Genomic DNA, 22,615 nt, shown 5'->3' on the forward strand with positions numbered 1-22,615 from the left:
TGATATTAACGAACAGGATGATGAACGGCGTTAAAGCCCAGCTGGCGCAACAGCGTCGCCGCCTGCGCATCGCTGCACTGTACGTACAGCGAAGACCATTCACGGCGTTCCTGATAATTTTTGCGCAGTTTGTCGAACTCGCCCGCAGCGCCCGCGACTTTTCGCAGCGGCGCATCATCGCGGCGCACATCATACACCAAATGCGCCAGCCGTTTTAGCGTTGCCTGATCGAGCGGCCCGTGCAGCGTAATGCGGCCAAACTCCGGCGCCGGTAGCAACGTGTCCAGAGCCACCTGCTGTGGATGACCAATAAACGCGCTGTAGGCCTCAAAAACCTGCGTCGTACCGCGCGCTTTGCCTTCAAGGGTATAGCCGGCAATATGCGGCGTACCAATATCCACCCGCTTGAGCAATTCGGTATTCAGATCCGGCTCCGGCTCCCAGACATCCAGCACCACGCTTAATGCCTGCCCGGCCTGCAGCCGCTGCAGCAGCGCGGCGTTATCCACCACCGGACCACGGCAGGCGTTGATTAAAATCGTCCCCGGCTTCAGGCGGCGAATCAGCGCCTCATCCGCCAGGTGCAGCGTCTTGTACTGCCCTTCCTTATAGAGCGGGGTATGGAACGTCAAAATGTCCGCGTCCTGCACCAGCTCGTCAAGAGAGCGGAAATCCCCCTCGTCGCCGCGATCGGCGCGCGGCGGATCGCAGAGCAGCGTTTTGATTCCCAGCGCCTCAAGGCGTTTTTGCAGACGCCCGCCCACGTTGCCGACGCCCACGATCCCGACGGTACGGTCGGCCAGCGCAAAACCGTCACGCTCGGCCAGCATGAGCAGCGCGGAAAACACATATTCCACCACCGCGATAGCGTTGCAGCCCGGCGCCGCGGAAAAACCGATTCCCGCCTGCTGTAGCCACGCCTGATCGACATGATCGGTACCCGCCGTCGCGGTGCCAACAAATTTGATCGCTTTGCCAGAAAGTAGCGCTTCGTTAACTTTGGTGACGGATCGCACCATCAGCGCATCGGCGTCATTTAGCGCTTCAACCGGGACAGGGCGACCTGCAACGGCCTTCACTTCCCCCAGGCGGCTAAAAAGCTCGCGCGCATAGGGCATATTTTCATCAACGAGGATTTTCACGGTTCAGTACCTGTCTGAGAGCGAGAGTAAACCGGGGAAGTGTGCCATAATCTGCCCGCCAGGAACATCACCACCCGGCCCTTAGTACAGTAATTTAGTACAGCAATACGCAAAGGATTAATCATGACGCAACCCGTTTCAGGTATGTCCGATCGCCCTCCGGGCTCAGGCGAACCTCCGCTCACCACTCAGCAGCGTACCGCGCTTGAGCGGCTCATTACGCGCCTGGTGGCTTTAACATCCCAGCAAAATGCGGAAGTGTGGGCCTGCGTAAAACACGATCTGAGCCTGAAAAACGACGCGCCGCTGCTGGCAAGCCATTTTGCCGCCGCCGAGAACAGCCTGAACCAGCGCCTAATCCTCGCCCAGCAAAATCATCACCGTCGGCAAATCCTGGCGCAGCTGAGCGAGCTGCTGAATCAGGGCAACAATCGCCAGGCGGTCAGCGATTATATTCGTCAGCATGACGGTCAAACCGCCCTGCATGCCTTGTCCCAGCCGCAGCTGGAGAATGTTCTGCAGCTCCTGCAAAGCGGCCAGCTCTCGATTCCTCAGCCGCAGCAGCGCCCGCCAACGCATCGTCCGCTGCTGCCCGCGGAGCACAACACGCTCAATCAGCAGGTGACCAAACTCGCGGCGGCCACCGGCGAGTCCAGCAAGCTTATCTGGCAATCCATGCTGGAGCTAAGCGGCGTCAAGAGCGGAGAGCTGATCCCGGCGACCCACTTCACTCCCCTCTCGTACTGGCTACATGCGCGGCAAACGCTCAGTTCGCAGGCTGCGCCGACGCTGACCTCGCTGCAGGCCGCATTAAAACAGCCGCTTGAAGCCGCGGAATGGCAAAGAGTGATGGATTTTGCCCAAACCCACTGGCACGCGACGGCGCAAACGCCGCTCAGCGCGGCGCAGCTGCTGACGCTGCTCAACAAAATTTTCGTGCTCAGGGTCGCCAGAGCCCAGGAGACGCTGGCGATCCCGCCGGTTCAGGCGCCTCCCGCCTCACCGTGGCTGGTATTGAAAAAACCGTGGGTTATCGCGCTGGCAGCTATCGTGGTGCTTGCCCTGCTGTGGCTGGTGATTTAAGGAGATATCATCGGCCCGCATGCCGGGCCGAATGAAGCGCTACTTACGCAGCGACACCAGGCTAACCAGGATCCCCAGCACGGCGCATATTGCCGCGGCCAGGAAGACGGAAGAGTAGCCCAACGACGTCGCCAGCAGCCCGGTAAGCGGGCCGGTGACGCCGTAAGAGATATCCTGAAACGCGGCATAGCCGCCAAGCGCCGTTCCTCGTACATGCGGCGGTACCCGCTTCACGACCTCGACGCCCAGCGCCGGGAAGATAAGCGAGCATCCGCAGCCGGTGAGCGCCGCCCCCGCCAGCGCGATCCAGGCATTGGGCGCCTGCCAGAGCAGCGCCAGGCCTATCGCTTCAATCAGCAGCGAAACGATGGCCACTTTCACCCCACCGAAGCGGTCCGGCATCCAGCCAAACAGTACGCGCATCAGGACAAACGCCCCGCCAAACGCGGTCAGCGTAAAACCGGCCATCGCCCAGCCGTTGCTGGCGAAATACAAAGAGACAAATGTGCCAATTACCGCGAAGCCGACGCCCTGAAGGCCAAGACCGATACCGGGCCGCCAGATCATTCCCACCACGCTCCACAGCGACGGCCGCTCGCCGCCGTGAGCAGGAATTTTACGCACCGTGCCGTTAATCGCCCAGGCCACTAACGGCAGCACCATGGTGACGCAGGCCAGCGCCGCGACGCCGTAATGGCTGTAGATCAGCAGCCCCAGCGGCGCCCCGGCCGCCAGAGAGCCGTATATCGCCATACCGTTCCACGACATGACTTTACCGGAGCGCATGGGCCCCACCAGCCCCATCCCCCAGCTTAAATTACCGGTGAGCAGCTGGCTTTCACCAAAACCCAGGATCAGACGGCCAAGCACCAGCAGGCCAAACTTCGCCATGACCGGCACCGGCAGCAGCGCGGCGCACAGCCAGGCGCCCCCCGCCAGCGCGCAGGCCAACATCCCCTGCAGGACAGAGCGTTTGGCGCCGTACTGATCGGCAAGGCGGCCGGCATAGCCGCGGGTTAATACGGTCGCCAGAAACTGGATACCGACGGCGACGCCAACCATGGTATTGCCAAATCCCAGTTCCTGATGGACAAACAAAGGGATAACCGGTAGCGGCAGGCCGACGGTCATATAGGTGAGAAAAACGGCGAACGTGATCCGAAACAGCGAACCATTCGCTGAAGGAGTGCGTTTTGTTTCAGTGACTGCGGACATGCTTTACTCCAGTTCGCAGAGTAAGGCGAGGTGAGACCACGCCCTCTCCACCTGATTATCAGGGTTAAGGCGCGTTGGATGACGTTAAACGCTTACGCATTATCTGAGAGAATAATGTTGTGGCAGGAGTTTGCCTTTTCTCCCGGGGGTCTGTCAAGAATACAAAAAAGGGAGCCCGTTGGCTCCCCTTGTAAAGCGTGTTCGTTATGCGCGGTATTTGCGCATGACCAGCGTGGCGTTAGTCCCGCCAAAGCCGAAGCTGTTAGACATCACGGTCGTCAGCGCGCGTTCGGTCGGCTCGGTCACGATATTCAGGCCGGCTGCCTGCTCGTCCATCTCTTCGATGTTGATGCTCGGCGCAATAAAGCCGTGTTCCAGCATCAGCAGGGAGTAGATAGCTTCCTGTACGCCAGCGGCGCCCAGGGAGTGGCCGGTCATCGCTTTGGTCGCGGAGATCGCCGGGCTGTTATCACCGAAGACTTCACGAATCGCCCCCAGCTCCTTCACATCGCCTACCGGGGTAGAAGTACCGTGGGAGTTCAGGTAGTCAATCGGCGTATCAACGCCGTCCATCGCCATCTTCATGCAGCGAACCGCGCCTTCACCGGACGGGGCAACCATGTCTGCGCCATCGGACGTTGCGCCGTAGCCAACGATTTCAGCATAGATGTGCGCGCCGCGCGCCAGAGCATGTTCCAGCTCTTCAACCACAACCATACCGCCGCCGCCCGCGATAACGAAACCATCACGGTGGGTGTCATAGGTACGAGACGCTTTTTCTGGCGTTTCGTTGTATTTGGTGGACAGCGCGCCCATCGCGTCGAATTCACACGCCATTTCCCAGCACAGCTCTTCGCCGCCGCCGGCAAACACGATGTCCTGTTTGCCCAGCTGGATTTGTTCAACAGCGTTACCGATGCAGTGTGCGGAAGTCGCACAGGCGGAGCTGATGGAGTAGTTCACGCCGTAGATTTTGAACGGTGTTGCAAGGCAAGCGGATACCGCGGACGCCATCGCTTTGGTCACCACGTAGGGGCCAACCGCTTTCAGACCGCGCGGGCTGCGCATTGCATCAGCGCCGAAAACCTGAGATTTAGAAGAACCGCCAGAACCGGCAATCAGGCCCACGCGCGGGTTTTGCTGATAGACTTCATCTTTCAGGCCAGCATCTTCAATTGCCTGCTGCATGGAAAGATAGGAATAGATAGAGGCATCGTTCATGAAACGAACCACTTTACGGTCGATCAAGCCGGTGGTGTCCAGTTTGACGTTGCCCCATACGTGGCTGCGCATTCCTGAATCTTTAAACTCTTCAGAGAAAGTGATCCCGGAGCGTCCTTCACGCAGAGATGCCAGGACTTCCTGCTGGTTATTACCAATACTGGAAACGATGCCCAGGCCAGTAATCACTGCACGTTTCATTCAATACCTCTGTAAGTCGCACTATATTAAGTTTCGAGTCGCACAATAGCGTACACTTGTACGCCGAACAAGTCCGATCAGCCAATTTGTGTATAAATTTGCGCCCTCAGGCACACATCGTTAAGATCGTTCTACGCCTTGTGATTCGAGTAACTTACGTGAAACAAAACGCCATACAACCCGCCAACCTGGAATTCAACGCTGAGGGTACACCTGTTTCCCGAGATTTTGACGATGTCTACTTTTCCAATGACAACGGTCTGGAAGAGACGCGCTACGTTTTCCTCGACGGAAACCAGCTCAGGGAACGCTTCCCTGAGCATGCACGTCCGTTCTTTGTGGTTGCCGAAAGCGGGTTCGGTACCGGCCTGAATTTCCTCACGCTGTGGCAGGCGTTTGACGTTTTTCACCGCGATAATCCAGAAGCTACCCTGCAAAGATTACATTTCATCAGTTTCGAAAAATTTCCGCTGAAAGCGGAGGACCTGCGCCTTGCCCACCAGCGCTGGCCGGAGCTTGCAACCTGGGCCGAGCAGCTGCAGGCGCAGTGGCCTCTGCCCATCGCGGGCTGCCATCGTCTGCTGCTGGATGAAGGGCGGGTCACGCTGGATTTGTGGTTTGGCGATATTAATGAACTGACCAACGAGCTCGATGATTCGCTTAATCAGCAGGTGGACGCCTGGTTTCTTGATGGCTTTGCCCCGGCAAAAAACCCGGACATGTGGACGGCGGAGCTGTTTGCGGCGATGGCTCGTCTGGCAAGACCCGGCGGTACCCTGGCCACCTTCACCTCCGCCGGCTTTGTCCGCCGCGGCCTGCAGGAGGCCGGTTTCAGCATGCAGAAGCGCAAGGGTTTTGGCCGCAAGCGCGAAATGCTGACCGGCGAAATGCGTGAAACGCCGGAGATCCCCGCGCGCGCGCCGTGGTTTGCCCGCAGCGGTACGGAACAGCGCGATGCCGCGATTATCGGCGGGGGGATCGCCAGCGCCCTGCTCGCGCTGGCGCTGCTGCGCCGCGGATGGCAGGTAACGTTATACTGCGCCGACAGCGCGCCGGCTGCTGGCGCATCCGGAAACCGCCAGGGCGCGCTCTATCCGCTGCTCAGCCAGCACGATCCCGCCCTGGCCCGCTTCTTCCCGGCGGCATTTACTTTCGCCCGCCGCGTGTATGACGCTCTGCCGGTGATGTTCGATCATGACTGGTGCGGCGTGACGCAGCTGGGCTGGGATACGAAAAGCGCGCAGAAAATCGCCCAGATGATTGCGCTTAACCTGCCGCCGGAAATCGCCGTCGCCGTGGACGCCCGAACCACTGCGCAACAAACCGGTGTGGAAACCGGCTGCGGGGGCATCGCCTATCCTGCCGGCGGCTGGCTTTGTCCGCAGCAGTTAACCGCTGAACTGCTGGCCCTCGCCGCCACTCGCGGATTGCGCGTGCGCTACGATTATCCGGTCACGGAGCTCAGCGCAGACAACAACGGCTGGCAATTAAACCAGCGGCAGTACCACGAGGTCGTGGTGCTGGCCAACGGCCATCAGCTGACCCGCTTTAGCCAGACGGAGCATCTTCCCATGTACCCGGTTGCCGGTCAGGTTAGCCATATTCCGACGACGCCAGGGCTATCGAAATTGCGCCAGGTCCTGTGCTACAACGGCTACCTGACGCCGCAAAACCCGCATAATCAGCAACACTGCATTGGCGCAAGCTACCACCGCGGACAGGCAGAGGCCACGTTTAGCGCCGAGGATCAGCAGCAGAATCGCCAGCGCCTGATTGACTGTTTCCCGCAGGCGGAATGGACGCGGGAGGTAGACGTGAGCGCTAATCAGGCCCGCAGCGGCGTGCGCTGCGCAACCCGCGATCATTTGCCGATGGTCGGCAGCGTGCCTGATTATGAGGCCACCTTACGCGAATATGCCTCTCTGGCTGAACGTCAGGAGCAGGCCGGAGAAGCGCCGGTTTACCGCAACTTGTATATGCTGGGAGCTCTGGGCTCGCGCGGCCTGTGCTCCGCGCCGCTGGCGGCTGAAATTCTGGCGTCGCAAATGAGCAATGAGCCATTACCCATGGATAAAGAAACGCTGGCGGCGCTGAATCCTAACCGGCTGTGGGTAAGAAAACTGCTGAAAGGGAAAGCGGTGAAATAATTGCGGGAAATAGAGCCCGGCTGAGCGAATGCCGGGCTTTGGCGGAGGGCAGAACTATTTCTGCATCGCCTTCTGGTACAAACTGTTCCACATTTCCTGCACCAGAACCTGATCCGGCGGCGACAGTTCGCCCGCGCTGATGGCTTTTTCCAGGCTCCGGGATACCTTGTCATGTACCGCTTGCGCAGTATGCTCGCCCTCTCCTTCCAGCTCGGCCACCGCCAGCGTCAGGTGGCCGCGCAGATAACCGCCGGCAAACAGTTCGTCATCACTGGCGTGGTCGACCATATCATCAATTAACGCCAGAATGCGTGATTCAAACTCCGCGATCATCTTCTTTCCTCATAGTATGTAAAGTGTGGCCTTAGTGCAGGTCTTCCGGCCACGGGAACTGTTCTGCCGTCAAGGGCGGCGTTTGGTAATATTCTTGCAGCGCCTGAATGAAACGCGCGGGACGCTCAGGGATCCCCTGCTCCAGATAGGTCATCACCTGGGCATGCACGCGCCGCTGAAAAGCGATCCGGTCGGGCTCAAAATCCCCTTCCAGGTTGTCGCAGCTGACGTTAAATGGGTATCCCGCCGCCACGCAAAACAGCCAGTCAAACGCCTGAGGCTTCACCTCAACGTCTTCAAATTGAGACTGGGTCATCGCGTCACGACCGTCCGGACAGTACCAGTAACCGAAATCTACCAGCTCACGTCGCGCCTTCCCGGCAATGCACCAGTGCGATATCTCGTGCAGTCCGCTGGCGTAAAAGCCGTGGGCAAAGACGATACGGTTATAAGGCACGTCATCATCTGCCGGAAGATAGATCGGTTCGTCATCGCCTTTAATCAGACGGGTATTAAAATCTTCAGCAAAACAGCCGTCGAAGATTTCGATCAGCTGTTCATATTTATGCGTGCTGTTCATTAGTTCATCCCCAGCCACTGGAGGAACTCCTGTCCATGGCTGTCATAAAGCAGTTTTGCACTCATCACCGCCGACACCACGACGATCATCGGTCGAATCAGTGACTGTCCTTTGCTCAGCACCAGCCGCGATCCCGCGCGGGCACCGATAAATTGCCCGGCCAGCATCACAAAGCCGGTAGCCCATATCACCTTGCCGCCAATAATAAACAACAGCAGGCCGCCAACGTTAGACGTCGCGTTAAGCAATTTTGCATGCGCGGTCGATTTCGCCAGATTGAACCCCGCGAGGGTGACGAAAGCCAGCGCGTAAAAAGATCCGGCGCCCGGACCAAAGAAACCGTCGTAAAAACCGACGCAGCCACCAGCCACCAGGGCAAACGGCAGACCGTACAGACGTCGCTGCCGGTCCTCTTCGCCGAGCTTCGGCATCAGCAGAAAATAGAGGCCAATGCCGATAACCAGGATTGGCAGTATCTGCTTGAGAATATCGGACTGGACGTGCTGGACCAGCAGCGCGCCGCCCGTCGAGCCGAGAAAGGTCATCAGAATATTGAGCTTCTGGTCGGCCAGATTCACCACCTTGCGGCGGATGAAATAAAGCGAGGCGGACAGCGACCCGCCGCAGGCCTGCAGCTTATTCGTTGCCAGCGCCTGCGCAGGGGGAAGACCCGCCGCCATCAGGGCCGGGACGGTCAATAACCCGCCGCCGCCCGCCAGTGAATCGATAAATCCCGCCAGAATGGCCACGAAAAACAGTACGACCAGTACCGTCGGTGACACCATAAAAACGTCGATAAAACTATCCATTAAAGAATATGCTCATCCAGTAGCGCCTGGCAGGAAGGCGGCAGCGGAGGCGGCGTCTTCTTCACAGGAGGGGTTGATCCTGGCTTAGGGGGTTCAAACCAGCTTTGCAATTCCGCACCGCAGCCATCGCCCGCCGGAGGCGGGGCCTGGTCTTCACACTCGAGGCTGCCGGCCGGGCAGCGCAGGCGCACGTGCATATGCGCTCGGTGCTGGAACCATGGGCGAACTTTGCGTAGCCAGTCGCGATCGCTACCGGCATCCAGGCACAGCTGCTGCTTAATCGCCGGGTTGACGAAAATACGCGTAACGTCGCTATCTTGCGCCGCCATCTTAATCAGCTGGCTGATTTGCGGGCTCCACAGCGACGGCACTACGCGTTTGCCGTCGCGGGCCACCAGGTCCAGCGCCTGCGGCTTCAGCAGCTGAGCTGAACTCCAGCGCGCCTGCGGCAGCTGAAGAAAAATATCGACGTCCAGTCCGGACTGATGGCTGGCGTGGCCGCCGTTAAAGCGTCCACCGGCCGGCATACCCATGTCGCCAATCAGCACCGTTCCCATGCCTTTATTGTGCGCCTGATTGCTCAGACGCTGAATAAACTGCACGAGGTCCGGATGGCCGAAGTAGCGGTTCTGATCGGTACGCATCACCTGATAGCCGGTGGCGTTTAACGGCAGCGCCTGCGCGCCAACGATACAGCCATTGGCAAACGCGCCAATGGACTGCGGGCTGCCGCTAACGGGCTGCGTAATTTTCTGCCACGGCGTCGCCGCCAGGCTGGTACCGCTGGCGAGGAGCGCCAGCAGTGCGATAACGGTGTTTTTCATCTATGACCAGCGTGGAATTGATGTCGTCACGTCGCCATTTTGCGCGCGCTGACGCATAAAGTGATCCATTAACACGATCGCCAGCATCGCTTCGGCAATAGGTACCGCACGAATACCGACGCAAGGATCGTGACGCCCTTTGGTGATCATCTCAACTTCTTCGCCAAAGCGATTGATCGTGTGACCCGGGACGGTGATGCTGGAGGTCGGCTTCAGCGCGATATTCGCCACGATCTGCTGACCGCTGCTAATGCCGCCGAGAATGCCGCCCGCGTGGTTGCTCTGGAAACCCGCTTTGGTAATTTCATCGCGGTTTTCGCTGCCGCGCAGCTTCACCACCTCAAAACCATCGCCAATTTCCACGCCCTTCACCGCATTGATGCTCATCAGCGCGTGCGCGATATCGGCATCGAGACGGTCGAATACCGGCTCGCCCAGTCCCGGCGGTACGCCATCGGCCACCACGGTGACCTTCGCCCCGATGGAGTCGCCCTCTTTTTTCAGGCCGCGCATCAGTTCATCAAGCGCTTCGATTTTGTCCGGATCCGGGCAGAAGAACGGGTTCTGCTCTACCTGATCCCACGCTTTTATCGCCAGCGGGATATCGCCCATCTGGGTCAGGCAACCGCGAATCACAATACCAAATTTCGCGGCGAGGAATTTCTTGGCAATCGCCCCTGCGGCCACGCGCATGGCGGTTTCACGCGCAGAGGAACGACCGCCGCCACGATAGTCGCGCAGGCCATATTTCTGCTCGTAGGTGTAGTCAGCGTGTCCCGGGCGGAAAACGTCCTTAATGGCGCCGTAGTCCTGAGAACGCTGGTCGGTATTCTCAATCAGCAGGCCAATGCTGGTCCCGGTGGTCACCCCCTCGAATACGCCGGAAAGGATCTTCACCTGGTCCGGCTCGCGGCGCTGGGTGGTATAGCGTGAGGTTCCCGGACGACGGCGATCGAGATCGTGCTGGAGATCGGCTTCGGTTAGCGGAATGCCTGGCGGCACGCCGTCAACGATGCAGCCCAGCGCCAGGCCATGCGACTCGCCGAACGTCGTGACGCGAAAGAGTTGTCCAATTGTGTTTCCTGCCATCACGGCTCCGTTTTTGTCGTTATGTTTGCGTGTTGTTTTAGTCTTTATAAATACCGAAATGCGCGCGGGCGGCAATCAGCTGCGGTTTAGTCAGCATAAAGACGCCATCGCCGCCGTTTTCAAACTCCAGCCAGGTAAATGGCACGTCAGGATATTGCTCCATCAGATGTACCATGCTGTTACCGACTTCACAAATCAGGATACCGTCATCGCTGAGATAATCCGGCGCGCAGGCGAGGATCCGGCGGGTTAACTTCAGACCATCGCTACCGGAAGCCAGCCCCAGGACCGGTTCATGGCGATATTCACCCGGCAGGTCGGACATATCTTCTTCATCGACGTACGGCGGATTGGTCACGATCAGATCGTATTGCACATTCGGCAGATCGCGGAACAGATCGGAGCGAATCGGCGTAACGTTATGAATTAAGCTGTGATCTTCCACGTTCTGCTCGGTAACGGCCAGCGCGTCAGGGGAAATATCCACCGCATCGACTTCCGCTTCCGGGAAAGCGTAAGCGCAGGCGATAGCGATACAGCCGCTGCCGGTGCACATATCAAGGATGTGCTGCGGATAGTGGTCAATCAGGCCGGAAAAATGGTTGTTAATGAGTTCGCCAATCGGCGAGCGCGGTACCAGCACGCGTTCATCGACGTAAAACTCATGGCCGCAGAACCAGGCTTTGTTGGTCAAATAAGCGACCGGAATGCGCTCGTTAATACGACGAATGACGCGCTCAACGATGCGATGTTTTTCGCTGGAAGTCAGACGCGCGGTACGCATATCTTCCGGAATATCAAGCGGCAGATACAGTGAAGGCATCACCAGCTGTACGGCTTCATCCCACGGGTTATCGGTGCCGTGTCCGTACCAGATATTTGCAGCGCTGAAGCGGCTTACCGCCCAACGCAGCATGTCCTGAATGGTATGAAGCTCATTAACGGCTTCATCAACAAAAATTTTATCCACGCTATCCCCCAGGGCACGCTCTGCTATAAATTCGGCGGCTAGTTTGCCACGAAGACGGGGATAAATCAGCATTCTTACGTCAGGCTGAGGGGGAAAAATAGGTTTTCCTTGCCTGGATGCGTGGCGAGTCGGGTAAACTACCGGCAAAGAAAAAATGAGATCAGGTAATGAAAAAGAAAACATCGCTAAGCGAGGAGGATCAGGCATTGTTCCGGCAGCTGATGACCGGCACGCGTCAGATTAAGCAGGACACCATCGTTCATCGCCCGCAGCGTAAAAAAATCGCTGAAGTACCACCCAAGCAGCTGCTCCAGGAGCAGGCGGATAACAGTCACTATTTTTCCGATGAGTTTCAGCCGCTGCTGAATACCGAAGGGTCGGTTAAGTATGTGCGCTCGGACGTCAGCCATTTTGAGCTGAAAAAACTGCGTCGGGGTGATTATTCGCCGGAGCTGTTTCTCGACCTGCACGGTTTAACCCAGCAGCAGGCCAAGCAGGAACTGGGAGCCTTGATTGCCGCCTGCCGTCGCGAGCACGTATTCTGCGCCTGCGTGATGCACGGGCATGGAAAGCATATTCTCAAACAGCAAACGCCGCTGTGGCTGGCCCAGCACCCGCATATTATGGCGTTTCATCAGGCACCAAAAGAGTACGGCGGAGACGCCGCACTGCTGGTTCTGATTGAAGTTGAAGAGTGGCAACCGCCGGAGCTTCCGTAAACGTCAGCCCCGGGAGGGAATCAGATAGCCTTCGCCATCTTCAAATTGCAGGGGCTCATTTGCCAGTTGAATTCGCCTTTGCCGCTGGCATCAAGCGTGACGCAGGCAATCGCCGAAGTGGTGAACATCGGGGGAGTTTCCCCCGGGCACAGCTCTGAGACGAGGTACCCCACCAGAGGGAGGTGAGACACGACCAGCGCCGTCGCCACACCTTCATTCGCCAGCGCCTGCAGATAAGCGCTAACCATGCCAACGTCGCCGCACGGCGTGAGTTCCGGCATCACGTCGACATCTTTTGGCAGATTCATGCACTCCCCAACAATTTCCAGCGTCTGTTCTGCACGCAGGTAGGGACTCACAAGAACCCGCTCAATATCCACTTTTTGACCTTTCAGCCAGGTAGCCATCTGACGAGACTCATCGCAACCGCAGACGGTTAATGGACGAACCGAGTCACTGGCTGCATCGAGGGCAGCGTCGCCGTGACGCATGATAAAAACTTGCATATTGCACCGCTTTTGTTAACCAGAAGCACCGCGGTCTTACCCACGTAGACGATACGCAGGTGACCCGGTGGCCGGGCATTGTGCCTGATCCATTCAACGAATGAAACGCTGTTTTTTACCTCAATGGCGTAAGTATAGTCAACTATTGCTTACAAAATCGCCAAAGCGCAGCGCCGTTCATTACCGGATTTACCTTCTTTGACCACAACTTAGGTCGTACGTTCCTCAGCGGGCCAAAAGGTCGCCCCCTGCTCGGCCATGTGTAACAAAGTGTCACATGGTGTAAAACGCGGGCCGTACTGAGCAGCCAGGCGCTGCAATATCGCGGCGACCTCCCCCGCTCCCAGGGTATCCATATAGCGGAACGGGCCGCCAAGAAACGGCGGAAAACCAATGCCAAATACGGCGCCGATATCACCATCGCGGGCGCTGCGAACCACTCGCTCATCGAAGCAGCGCGCCGCTTCGTTAAGCATCATCATCACGCAGCGTTCCGCCACCTGCTGCGCGGACAAGCGCGCCTGCGGTGAGGAAATACCCAGTAAAGCGTAGATCGCAGGATCGGGCCGTTTTTTGCTTTTACGCCCTTTTGCCGCATAAAGATAGAAACCCCGGTTATTTTTTCTCCCTTTGCGATCGTCATTCAGAATCAAACTAATGATGTTTGCAGGCGGGCTAAAACGTTCTCCCCATGCGGCCTCCAGCACCGGGATAATTTTGGTACCGGTATCGATTCCCACTTCATCAAGGAGCTGAATAGGGCCAACCGGAAAACCGAATTTAACCAAAGCGTTATCAATATGCTCTACCGGCTCGCCTTCCAGCAAAAGGCGCATGGCTTCATTTATGTAGGGGGCCAGAATGCGGTTAACATAAAAGCCCGCTTTATCGGCGACGACAATCGGCGTTTTACCCTGCAGTTTCGCCAGCTTAACCGCCGTCGCAATTGTTTGCCGATCCGTACCACTATGCGGAATCACCTCCACCAGCGGCATTTTGTCTACCGGGCTAAAGAAGTGAAGCCCGATGACCCGCTGCGGCCTGCTTGCATGCGCCGCGATCTCGCCGATCGGTAAAGACGACGTATTAGAAGCAAAGATCGTCTCCGGGCGGCAGTGCTGTTCAACTTCGCTGACCATCTTCTGCTTGAGCGCAAGATCTTCAAACACCGCTTCGATCACCACATCGCGATGTGCGAATCCCTGATAATCCAGCGAACCGGATATTAACCCCATCTGGCGATCGCGCTCGCTGGCGCGCAGATAGCGGCGACGCACCTGTTTATCGAGCAGATCCCAGCTGTACTTCAGTGCGTGATTTATCCCGCGCGGCTGGATGTCCTTTATGCGTACCGGTAATCCGCCTTTGCAGGCGGTGACGTAAGCGATACCGCCCCCCATAAGTCCTCCGCCCAGAATGCCCACGCTGCGCAGCACGACGGGATCAGCATCCGCGCCGCGATCTTTTTTCAGATCGGTGCTGGCGAAAAAAATCGACCGTAGCGCCTGCGATTGCGGCGTCATCGCCAGCTCGCCAAAAGCGCGGGCCTCCTCGGCGTATCCGCTGCTGCAGCCCTGCGCCAGTCCGGTTTCAATCACCTGCAGAATGCGCTCAGTTGCCGGGTAGTTCCCCTGGGTTTTGTGATGCGTCTTTTTCGCGACCAGACGAAACAGCAGGCTGCGGCCAAGCGGGCCTGCGAGAATACGTTCGCGCGCCGGAACAGCGCGGCTTGCCGGGCGACCTTTGAGCGCCAGTTCAATCGCGGTTTGCAGCAGGATAGTCTGCGGCACCACCTCATCAACCAGCCCTGCCTTCAGGGCCTGACGCGGGCGAAGCTGCTTACCGGTCAGGATCATCTCCAGCGCGCCGCTGACGCCAATTAATCGCGGTAGACGCTGAGTTCCGCCAGAGCCGGGCAGCAGCCCCAGCTGTACTTCCGGGAGGCCAAGCCGGGTTTTATCGTCATCGCTGCATACCCGCCCGTGGCAGGCCAGCGCCAGTTCAAGGCCGCCGCCCAGGCATGCGCCGTGGATAGCGGCAATCACCGGAATCGACAGACCGTGGATCTCGGCCATGATTTGCTGGCCCTGACGGGCAAGCGCCTCCGCTTCCTGCGCGGAATGGCAGCGGGCAATCATATTGATATCCGCCCCGGCGATAAAGTTATCCGCTTTTGCCGAGATAAACACCGCGCCGCGCAGTTCCTTATTGTCGCGGATCTGGCGGATGATCCCCCGTACCTCGCTGGCGAACTCAGCTTTCAGGGTATTCATTTTTTCACCGGGCGCGTCAATGGTGATGACGGCGATATTGTCCGGGCGAACCTCAAGCGTAAATGCCGATACGGTTTCCATTATTCGGCCTCCAGAACCATCGCTGAACCCAACCCACCCGCCGCGCAGGCGGTGACCAGACCAAATCCGCCGCCGCGCCGCCGCAGTTCATGCAGCGTTTGGGTAATCATCCGCGCGCCGGTGGCGGCAAAGGGATGACCGTAGGCAATCGAGCCGCCAAGCACATTAAATTTGCTCTCGTCCACTTCCCCGGTAGCCTGAGAGCGGCCAAGCACTTCGCGGGCAAAGCGATCGCTGGCCATACATTGCAGGTTGGCCAGCGTTTGCGCGGCAAAAGCTTCATGCATATCAATCAGGGTCAAATCAGCCAGCGTCAGCCCCGCTCTTTCCAGCGCCAGCGGCGTCGACCACGCCGGGCCCAGCAGCATATCCTGGCGAACATCAATCGCGGTGAAAGCGTAGCTTCGCAGATAGCCCAGCGGAACAAGGCCCAGCTCTTTAGCCCGGGATTCGGTCATCAGGATCACCGCCGCCGCCCCATCGGTTAGCGGCGTACTGTTCGCGGCGGTTACGCTCCCGTGTTGACGATCGAAGGCCGGGCGTAACTTTTGGTAATCCGCCAGGGTTGAATTTTTACGAATATTATTATCCTGTTCCAGCGGCTCACGGAACGGCGGCGTGTACGCCGTCATCACTTCTGCCGAGAGCTTACCTTCCTCCCAGGCTCTGGCCGCAAGCTGGTGTGAACGCAGCGCCAGCGCATCCTGCCGTTCGCGCGTGATAGCCCACGTTTTCGCCATCTGCTCGGCGGTATCGCCCATCCGCAGGCCGGTTGAGTATTCGGCAACCGCTGGCGGTACGGGCAGAAGGTCGCGAAAACGCAGCCGAGAAAATAGCTTCAGACGCTGTCCCAGGGTGCGAGCTTTGTTGGCATCAACAAGCGTTCGGGCGAGTTTTTTGCTGACGCCAATAGGTAATACGGAAGAGGAGTCGGCTCCGCCGGCGATACCCGCGCGAATAGTGCCTGCCATCAGGCTTTCCGCGACGTTGGCTACCGCCTGAAAGCTGGTCGCACAGGCGCGGCTGACGCTGTAGGCATCGGTATGCACGCTCATGCCGGTCCCCAGCACAATTTCCCGGGCGATGTTCGGCGCTTCCGGCATCTGCACCACCTGGCCAAATACCAGCTGGTCTATTATGTCCGCGGGGATGTTGCTGCGAGCCAGCATTTCGCCGACCACCAGCTTACCTAAATCAACGGCCGGCACGCCGTGAAAAGCCGTCGCCTGTCGGGCAAACGGAGTACGTAAACCGCTGACTATCGCGATACGATCGCCCTGGCGGGTGACTAGCGGTAATGCCTGACTCATAACGCTCCCCTGTTAACCGATAAAACAAAGTGGTCTGACCTGATAACAGTTTTAACTAATATTTTACATTAAGCCAATCGGGGAACCGAAAAAGTGGGAGCCAAAACACATTGATTAGAAAAGGTAACGCCCCTGCCATGAGGGGCATTAAGGGAAGGATTAACGCAAGCCGAGCTGGAAAATCAGGGTTTCAGCTTCACAGCTGAACACGAAATCGATATCCAGCTTCACGCCGCCATCAACGTCGGTAAAGGTCGGGGTGATTTTGCACGGCTCTGATTCAACGTTACGCGCTCTTTCGCTTAATGCGGCGAGCGTTTCTTCGGCTTCGGCACGGTTCGCAAACACGCGGCTATAAGAGGCGGTGCAATCGGTGTTGTCCATAATGGTGCCAACATCCATACAGCAGCAAACCGGGGTTTCATCAGCACTGCATTTACTCATCGTAGATTTCCTCTGTATATGCACTCAAGGTGCCAGACAAATAATGTGCGTATTTTACGCCCCGGGCATGCCTGCCTCCAGTCGTTAATGGCGACAAACGGGATAAGTGACCGAAATCACACTTAAAAATGATCCAAAACAAAAAGCGCCTACTTTGGGTAACAGGTACCCGGGCAAATTTGCCAACTGGATCGCGTTTCTTAGATCACAATTGAAAAAACTTATAAACAAACTTGCAACATATCATCTGGTCAGACCTATACTCAGCGCACTGGTCTGATTTCTCTGTCGTAAAGCAGACCCTACACTTCGCGCTCCTGTTACAGCATGTAACATTGTTTAAATAAAAATAACTCTATGAGGTTATGGGCATGAGCCAGAAAACCCGCGTTACCCAATCTGCCCTTGCAGTGGCTGTAGCACTCGTTTCAACCCAGGCCTGGTCAGCAGGCTTTCAGCTAAACGAATTCTCTTCATCGGGCCTTGGTCGCGCCTATTCAGGTGAAGGCGCTATTGCTGATGATGCGGGAAACGCCAGTCGTAACCCGGCGTTAATCATGATGTTCGACCGTCCAACCTTCTCCGGCGGCGCTATTTTCGTCGATCCTGATGTCAACGTCACCGGTAGTTCAGTTATCGGTAATGACGCCAGCCAGGACAATATTGCGCCTACCGCATGGGTGCCGAATCTGCACTTCGTGGCGCCGATTAACGACCAGTTCGGTTGGGGAGCTTCCCTGACCTCTAACTATGGTTTAGCCACCGAGTTCAACAACGATTTTGCCGCGGGCTCGATGGGCGGTACCACCGATCTCGAAACGCTTAACCTGAACCTGAGCGGCGCTTATCGTCTCAACGACCACTGGAGTTTTGGTCTGGGCTTTGACGCCGTGTACGCTCGAGCAAAATTAGAGCGCTATGCGGGTGATTTACCGGAAATTATCGGCGCACAGCTACCGGGAATGGTGAAAGCCGGCAAACTCTCCCCGGCTCAGGCTGCGGCCATCGGTCAACAGGCCGGCGGTATCAGCCGCGACACCCAAATTGCTCGTCTGAAGGGTGATGAATGGGGCTTTGGCTGGAATGCCGGTATTTTATATGAAGTCGATAAAAACAACCGCTATGGCTTAACCTACCGCTCTGAAGTCAAAGTTGATTTTGACGGGGATTACAAGAGCAGCCTGCCGTCGTCCCTTAACCCCATCAACTCCGCTCTGGGACTGGGCCTGCCGTACGGCACCGGCGGCTCCACGATTGGCGGTTCTCTGACGTTGAATCTGCCAGAAATGTGGGAAGTATCAGGTTATAACCGCGTGGCGCCAAAATGGGCCGTTCACTACAGCCTGGCATACACCAGCTGGAGCCAGTTCCAGGAGCTGAAAGCGACCAAAACCAGCGGTGGTGAAACGCTGTTCTACAAGGACGAAGGTTTTAAAGATTCCTACCGTATCGCGCTGGGTACGACCTATTACCACGACGATAACTGGACCTTCCGTACCGGTATCGCCTTTGATGATAGCCCGGTCCCGGCTTCCAATCGCTCTATCTCTATTCCGGACCAGGATCGCCTGTGGCTCAGCGCCGGTACGACTTACGCCTTTAATAAAGATGCCTCAGTCGACGTCGGTGTGTCTTATATGCACGGTCAGCACGTTGAATTTACAGAAGGGCCGTATACATTTAAATCAGAAGGTAAAGCCTGGCTGTACGGCGCGAACTTCAACTACCGTTTCTGATAATGTGAAGCCACAAAAAAGGGTGAACATCATGTTCACCCTTTTTACTTTCTACCCGTCGGTTACTGTGAATCGATATCTTTGAGATCGCCCTCAATCGCCTGCGCGTTCGGGTTTTCATTCGGGGAAAGTTTACCGCCGTTGGCGATAAAGTCGTGACGCTGGAAGTAGGCTTCACGCATTAAAATATACGGATCGGAGGACTGACGGAGCAAGCCGTCTGAATCCAGCAGCTGCGCGCGCGTTTCAACGCCCTCAACCATCCATTTGCCGATAGACATCGGCCATGTCAGCCAGGAAAGAACCGGATACAGGTCATCAGCCATATCGCCACCCTCATCACGCAGGGTGAAGCTGCCGTAGAAAGGCAGTTGCACATATGGACCATAGCCGACGCCATAGTGACCCAGCGTGCTACCGAAGCGGGCAGGCTCAACGCGCTGTAGTTTCGGATTCGCCATCCCGGCCACATCAACCAGGCCACCCATACCAAGGATGGTGTTCAGGAAGAAACGCGTAAAATGCACCATTCCTTTATAGGGATCGCCTTTCAGGAAGGAGTTCACCATTACCGCCGGCTCTTCGAGGTTGCTGGTAAAATTACTCAGCCCGTTACGCGCCGGCTGCGGAACGTAATCACGCCACGCCACCGCGACGGGGCGAAGGACATAGGGATCGACAACGTTGAAGTTGAAGTTGAACATGGTACGGTTAAAGCCTTCAAGCGGATCTGAACGCCCCTGCGGCCGATCGCCAGAACTAGAACTGGCGCATCCCACCAGCAATGTGGCGCCAAGCGCAAGCGCCGACAGGCGAAAATTCATAGGTGTCTCCCTGTTAATTTAAGCTATCGCTGGGGGTTATCGGGGGACAGCAGCCTCCATAAAGATATCGCCCGTAAGCATGTGCCTGCTTTCAGCATAGCCTTTTTTAGCATCATTGTTGGTGTCCCGATTCTATACACATTTTGCAATTTCCGTATTGCTAATCTTGTCATTGTGAAGAATTTAGGAGCTTATCCGACCCGAACAGCCGAAACCGCTCTAGGATTATAATAAAGACCCGCCGTTGAGGAAAAGTTATGAAACCGCAAACTCACCATGATAATGAGGATGTTGAAGTAGAGAGTGAAGAAAAGCAGAATGGTGAAGAAATTGAGGTTGATGAAGAACGCCTGCCTTCACAGGCGATGGCCACTCATGAAGTGATTCGCCAGGAGGGCGAGAAAGAGCTCGAACGCGATGCCATGGCGCTATTATGGTCAGCGATTGCTGCCGGGCTTTCAATGGGGGCCTCGCTGGTCGCCAAAGGTATCTTCCATGTCCATCTGAACGAACTTCCCGGCGGCTTCTTGCTGGAAAATCTTGGTTATACCTTTGGTTTTGTGATCGTCATTCTCGCTCGCCAACAGCTGTTTACCGAGAACACCGTCACCGCCGTCCTGCCTATTATGCATAAACCCACGCCAGGCAACATCGGCCTGCTGTTACGTTTATGGGGGATTGTGCTGGCAGGTAACTTAATCGGGACCGCTATCGCGGCTTGGGCGTTCGATGTTATGCCTGTGTTCGATGAGCCCACTCGCGAAGCCTTTCTTAAAATTAGCCTGAAGGTGATGCAAAACCCGCCGCTGGAGATGTTTGCCAATGCAATTATCTCCGGTTGGCTGGTCGCCACCATGGTGTGGATGTTTCCTGCCGCAGGTTCTGCAAAGATTGTCGTCATCATTCTGATGACCTGGCTTATCGCCCTCGCGGACACCACGCATATTGTGGTTGGCAGCGTCGAGATTTTCTACCTGGTATTTAACGGGACGCTACCGTGGCAGGAATTTATCTGGCCTTTTGCTCTGCCAACGCTTGCCGGCAACATATGCGGCGGGACCTTTATTTTCGCTTTACTAAGCCATGCCCAGATTCGCAATGACATGAGTCATGAGAAGAAGGCTCGTGCAGCCGAGGAGGCAAAAAAGCGCTAAATGGCTATAGATTAAGCAGTTGGCCCGTACAAGCTTAACGAGCGCCGAAAATAACGCTATAATCCCGGCGCTTCGTCCCCTTAGTTAAATGGATATAACGAGCCCCTCCTAAGGGCTAGTTGCAGGTTCGATTCCTGCAGGGGACACTTTTGAATTATTCACCTCCGTTCACAGCATTCGTTTAATCATCACCACCGCAGAACAACGCCAGCCCCGAAGCAGATGAATCACAGAGGTTTATCGATTCCTGCATAGATCTCATCAAGTTGCTGTAGCCGGTCTTCATATGATTTCGTCAAACAGCGGCTGTCGCTGCCGCATTTCTGCCGGCTATGGAGCCATGTTTTTTGTGCGTCCATCATCTCGCCACGCGTCCCCATTGGAAAAAGCCCCCGCAGAAACTCATACTTCGTCGCCATCGCCACGTCCATATCGTTCAGGCTCCGGTTAGCGCAGATAGCCTTTTCATCCGCCTGCGTCGCTTTCTGACAATCAAAACTCGCGGAGTACCCCGCTACCGGATACAGCACAGCAATAGTCATCAGTACTTCTCTTATCTTCATATGCGCTCCATTTCCGCACTCCCGCCATTTGTGCTACCCGTTTATAACGAGTGCCCCTCGCTACGAAGCCCAGCGTAAGCTTTTGACACACTGACGCTCTGAACTATCCGTGCTGTCGATAATTATAGTTAATCCACCTTAAGGCTCCCATTGGGTGAACCGCGCGCCTTCCGCAATATCTTTTTCCCCGACGCTGATGCGCCCTACAGCCTGGCTGAATTATTGGTCAGAATTGCATCAGAGCGGGTCACGGCATTGCTTGCCAGCGAGGGGGAATATTTTTCTCGCGCAGCGATTTTCATATTTTTGCCTGGCCTGACTTCCCATCAATAAATATAAATTCATTTAAAATCAATGTAATAAATTAAACCCTATCATTCACAGTAGTTATCATTGTTGATTGTTTCCTTGCGTTACGATTCGCAAAACAATGCCGGTAGATAAATCCCTGCCGTCACGTATTCTTGCCGCTGCCGGATGCGCTGAACTGCTGTTCTTTCAGTATCAGCGTTGCTTAAAAGCAGCGCGTCCGGCGGTTTATGGCGGATGAAAGGCTATCTTCTCAGCCATCCGCTTCATATTGCGGCAGGATGTCTGCGACAAGAATCGGGTTCTGTACGGGACTTGCGGACAGCCTGTTGCTTTACCTAAATTGGTTATACGGATAGATATGATGAAAAAACTCGCAATGGCACTGGGTATCTGTGCGCTTATGGCTTGTGGCGCTGCCAGCGCGGCAAATGGTCAGATCGTTTCAAAGGCTAAGTCAGCCTGCCAGAATAACGCGACGCAGTGCGCCCAGGCTAAGTCCACGGCGAAAGCGGATGCGCAGAAAGAAGCAAAAGCAGCCAAAGACGCCTGTGCTAAAAACCAGGCAGCCTGCGACAACGCAAAAACTGCGGCCAAAAACGCAGTGAAAAAGTAACAACAGTAGGGTGGGGTATAACCCCACCCTACTTTCAAAATATGCTCCCCACCGTACGCCAGCGTGACTCCCGCAGGGCAGATTCTGTTTTGCTTATGGCAGATATAGCAGGATTCTTTGCGCACGAGCCCGCATCAAAACAAGCAGTTACACGATACAGGCCTGACCCATGGCGGCGCTCCCTCGTCTGTCCGATCGACAGTCACATCGGCTAACAGACGTTTTTCGAGCAGGCTGCGCATTCAATAAATCACCTGCTTATTGATTCAATACCCGCTTCCTGCATTATTAGCAATTCATATAATCACCATAAATTTAATTCACAAACAAAATAATCAAAAGCAATTAATTCCCTGCAAGGCAGGGGATCAGGCTAATTTTTTTAGCAGCGATACATTTAATTATTACAGGAAAGCTGATAGGATGTTTGAGAGATAATATTCTGACCAGATTCAACACAACACGC

At 56.2% G+C, this 22,615-nt stretch carries 21 protein-coding genes and 1 tRNA gene; 7 read left to right on the plus strand and 15 right to left on the minus strand.

Annotation, left to right across the window (positions count from 1 at the left end; genetic code table 11):
• Window positions 1-5 precede the first annotated feature (5 nt).
• A complete protein-coding gene (pdxB, locus tag ABLU88_RS05340) occupies window positions 6-1,142 on the minus strand; it encodes a 4-phosphoerythronate dehydrogenase PdxB (protein ID WP_009654654.1) in 1,137 nt (378 codons plus the stop codon).
• A 123-nt stretch (window positions 1,143-1,265) separates the two neighbouring features.
• On the opposite strand from pdxB, the gene flk reads away from it, so the two are divergent.
• Window positions 1,266-2,225 (plus strand): flagella biosynthesis regulator Flk, encoded by a 960-nt coding sequence (flk, locus tag ABLU88_RS05345; protein ID WP_025106658.1) that lies wholly within the window; start codon window positions 1,266-1,268, stop codon window positions 2,223-2,225.
• Between the two features lie 39 nt (window positions 2,226-2,264).
• Here the strand turns inward: flk and ABLU88_RS05350 are convergent, their stop codons facing one another.
• Together ABLU88_RS05350 and fabB are read right to left on the minus strand one after the other, a co-directional pair.
• The gene (locus ABLU88_RS05350) at window positions 2,265-3,440 is read right to left on the minus strand and encodes an MFS transporter (protein ID WP_348836198.1); all 1,176 of its coding nucleotides are present in this window, start codon (window positions 3,438-3,440) and stop codon (window positions 2,265-2,267) included.
• 204 nt (window positions 3,441-3,644) lie between these two features.
• Complete coding sequence (fabB, locus tag ABLU88_RS05355; RefSeq protein WP_014230276.1) at window positions 3,645-4,862, minus strand: beta-ketoacyl-ACP synthase I; 1,218 nt, start codon at window positions 4,860-4,862, stop codon at window positions 3,645-3,647.
• Window positions 4,863-5,020: 158 nt separating this feature from the next.
• Between fabB and mnmC the strand changes: the two genes are divergently transcribed.
• Window positions 5,021-7,009, plus strand: a complete 1,989-nt coding sequence (gene mnmC, locus ABLU88_RS05360) for a bifunctional tRNA (5-methylaminomethyl-2-thiouridine)(34)-methyltransferase MnmD/FAD-dependent 5-carboxymethylaminomethyl-2-thiouridine(34) oxidoreductase MnmC (RefSeq protein ID WP_348836199.1) — start codon at window positions 5,021-5,023, stop codon at window positions 7,007-7,009.
• 54 nt (window positions 7,010-7,063) lie between these two features.
• Here the strand turns inward: mnmC and ABLU88_RS05365 are convergent, their stop codons facing one another.
• The 6 genes from ABLU88_RS05365 to prmB are packed head-to-tail and all read right to left on the minus strand — an operon-like array spanning window position 7,064 to window position 11,614.
• Entirely contained in the window at window positions 7,064-7,342 is a 279-nt protein-coding gene (locus ABLU88_RS05365) for a YfcL family protein (protein ID WP_014230278.1), read from the minus strand.
• 31 nt (window positions 7,343-7,373) lie between these two features.
• Window positions 7,374-7,922 (minus strand): elongation factor P hydroxylase, encoded by a 549-nt coding sequence (locus ABLU88_RS05370; protein WP_014230279.1) that lies wholly within the window; start codon window positions 7,920-7,922, stop codon window positions 7,374-7,376.
• Entirely contained in the window at window positions 7,922-8,731 is an 810-nt protein-coding gene (locus ABLU88_RS05375; RefSeq protein WP_014230280.1) for a sulfite exporter TauE/SafE family protein, read from the minus strand. Before ABLU88_RS05375 ends, ABLU88_RS05370 begins: the two co-directional genes overlap by 1 nt.
• Window positions 8,731-9,555 (minus strand): penicillin-insensitive murein endopeptidase, encoded by an 825-nt coding sequence (mepA, locus tag ABLU88_RS05380; protein WP_032750757.1) that lies wholly within the window; start codon window positions 9,553-9,555, stop codon window positions 8,731-8,733. Before mepA ends, ABLU88_RS05375 begins: the two co-directional genes overlap by 1 nt.
• A complete protein-coding gene (gene aroC, locus ABLU88_RS05385) occupies window positions 9,556-10,644 on the minus strand; it encodes a chorismate synthase (RefSeq protein WP_014230282.1) in 1,089 nt (362 codons plus the stop codon).
• A 37-nt stretch (window positions 10,645-10,681) separates the two neighbouring features.
• Window positions 10,682-11,614 (minus strand): 50S ribosomal protein L3 N(5)-glutamine methyltransferase, encoded by a 933-nt coding sequence (gene prmB / locus ABLU88_RS05390; RefSeq protein WP_348836200.1) that lies wholly within the window; start codon window positions 11,612-11,614, stop codon window positions 10,682-10,684.
• A 167-nt stretch (window positions 11,615-11,781) separates the two neighbouring features.
• On the opposite strand from prmB, the gene smrB reads away from it, so the two are divergent.
• Window positions 11,782-12,333 carry an endonuclease SmrB gene (gene smrB, locus ABLU88_RS05395; protein ID WP_348836201.1) on the plus strand — a complete coding sequence of 184 codons (552 nt, stop codon included), beginning with the start codon at window positions 11,782-11,784 and terminating at the stop codon, window positions 12,331-12,333.
• Between the two features lie 20 nt (window positions 12,334-12,353).
• Here the strand turns inward: smrB and sixA are convergent, their stop codons facing one another.
• From sixA to ABLU88_RS05415, 4 genes are all read right to left on the minus strand, one after another.
• Window positions 12,354-12,839, minus strand: a complete 486-nt coding sequence (sixA, locus tag ABLU88_RS05400; protein ID WP_014230284.1) for a phosphohistidine phosphatase SixA — start codon at window positions 12,837-12,839, stop codon at window positions 12,354-12,356.
• A gap of 209 nt (window positions 12,840-13,048) precedes the next feature.
• Window positions 13,049-15,193 carry a fatty acid oxidation complex subunit alpha FadJ gene (gene fadJ, locus ABLU88_RS05405; protein ID WP_348836202.1) on the minus strand — a complete coding sequence of 715 codons (2,145 nt, stop codon included), beginning with the start codon at window positions 15,191-15,193 and terminating at the stop codon, window positions 13,049-13,051.
• Window positions 15,193-16,503: an acetyl-CoA C-acyltransferase FadI gene (fadI, locus tag ABLU88_RS05410; protein WP_025106653.1), complete on the minus strand. Its 1,311-nt coding sequence runs from the start codon at window positions 16,501-16,503 to the stop codon at window positions 15,193-15,195. The genes fadJ and fadI overlap by 1 nt, the downstream gene beginning before the upstream one ends.
• 159 nt (window positions 16,504-16,662) lie before the next feature.
• A complete protein-coding gene (locus ABLU88_RS05415; RefSeq protein WP_014230287.1) occupies window positions 16,663-16,947 on the minus strand; it encodes a DUF406 family protein in 285 nt (94 codons plus the stop codon).
• A gap of 371 nt (window positions 16,948-17,318) precedes the next feature.
• Between ABLU88_RS05415 and fadL the strand changes: the two genes are divergently transcribed.
• Window positions 17,319-18,683 carry a long-chain fatty acid transporter FadL gene (gene fadL / locus ABLU88_RS05420; protein ID WP_348836203.1) on the plus strand — a complete coding sequence of 455 codons (1,365 nt, stop codon included), beginning with the start codon at window positions 17,319-17,321 and terminating at the stop codon, window positions 18,681-18,683.
• Between the two features lie 62 nt (window positions 18,684-18,745).
• On the opposite strand, the gene mlaA is transcribed toward fadL, so the two are convergent.
• Complete coding sequence (gene mlaA, locus ABLU88_RS05425; RefSeq protein ID WP_014230289.1) at window positions 18,746-19,507, minus strand: phospholipid-binding lipoprotein MlaA; 762 nt, start codon at window positions 19,505-19,507, stop codon at window positions 18,746-18,748.
• Between the two features lie 257 nt (window positions 19,508-19,764).
• Between mlaA and ABLU88_RS05430 the strand changes: the two genes are divergently transcribed.
• Together ABLU88_RS05430 and ABLU88_RS05435 are read left to right on the plus strand one after the other, a co-directional pair.
• The gene (locus ABLU88_RS05430) at window positions 19,765-20,661 is read left to right on the plus strand and encodes a formate/nitrite transporter family protein (protein WP_032694845.1); all 897 of its coding nucleotides are present in this window, start codon (window positions 19,765-19,767) and stop codon (window positions 20,659-20,661) included.
• 74 nt (window positions 20,662-20,735) lie between these two features.
• Window positions 20,736-20,807 (plus strand) — tRNA-Arg (locus ABLU88_RS05435).
• Window positions 20,808-20,888: 81 nt separating this feature from the next.
• Here ABLU88_RS05435 and ABLU88_RS05440 read toward each other — a convergent pair.
• Window positions 20,889-21,224 carry a lysozyme inhibitor LprI family protein gene (locus ABLU88_RS05440; RefSeq protein ID WP_033836713.1) on the minus strand — a complete coding sequence of 112 codons (336 nt, stop codon included), beginning with the start codon at window positions 21,222-21,224 and terminating at the stop codon, window positions 20,889-20,891.
• Window positions 21,225-21,894: 670 nt separating this feature from the next.
• On the opposite strand from ABLU88_RS05440, the gene ABLU88_RS05445 reads away from it, so the two are divergent.
• Window positions 21,895-22,149, plus strand: coding sequence for a hypothetical protein (locus ABLU88_RS05445; protein WP_048260644.1), 255 nt, complete (start codon window positions 21,895-21,897; stop codon window positions 22,147-22,149).
• The last annotated feature ends 466 nt before the right edge of the window (window positions 22,150-22,615 follow it).

It is taken from the genome of Klebsiella sp. GW_Kp182, from assembly GCF_040062275.1.
Classification (GTDB): Bacteria; Pseudomonadota; Gammaproteobacteria; order Enterobacterales; family Enterobacteriaceae; genus Klebsiella; species Klebsiella michiganensis.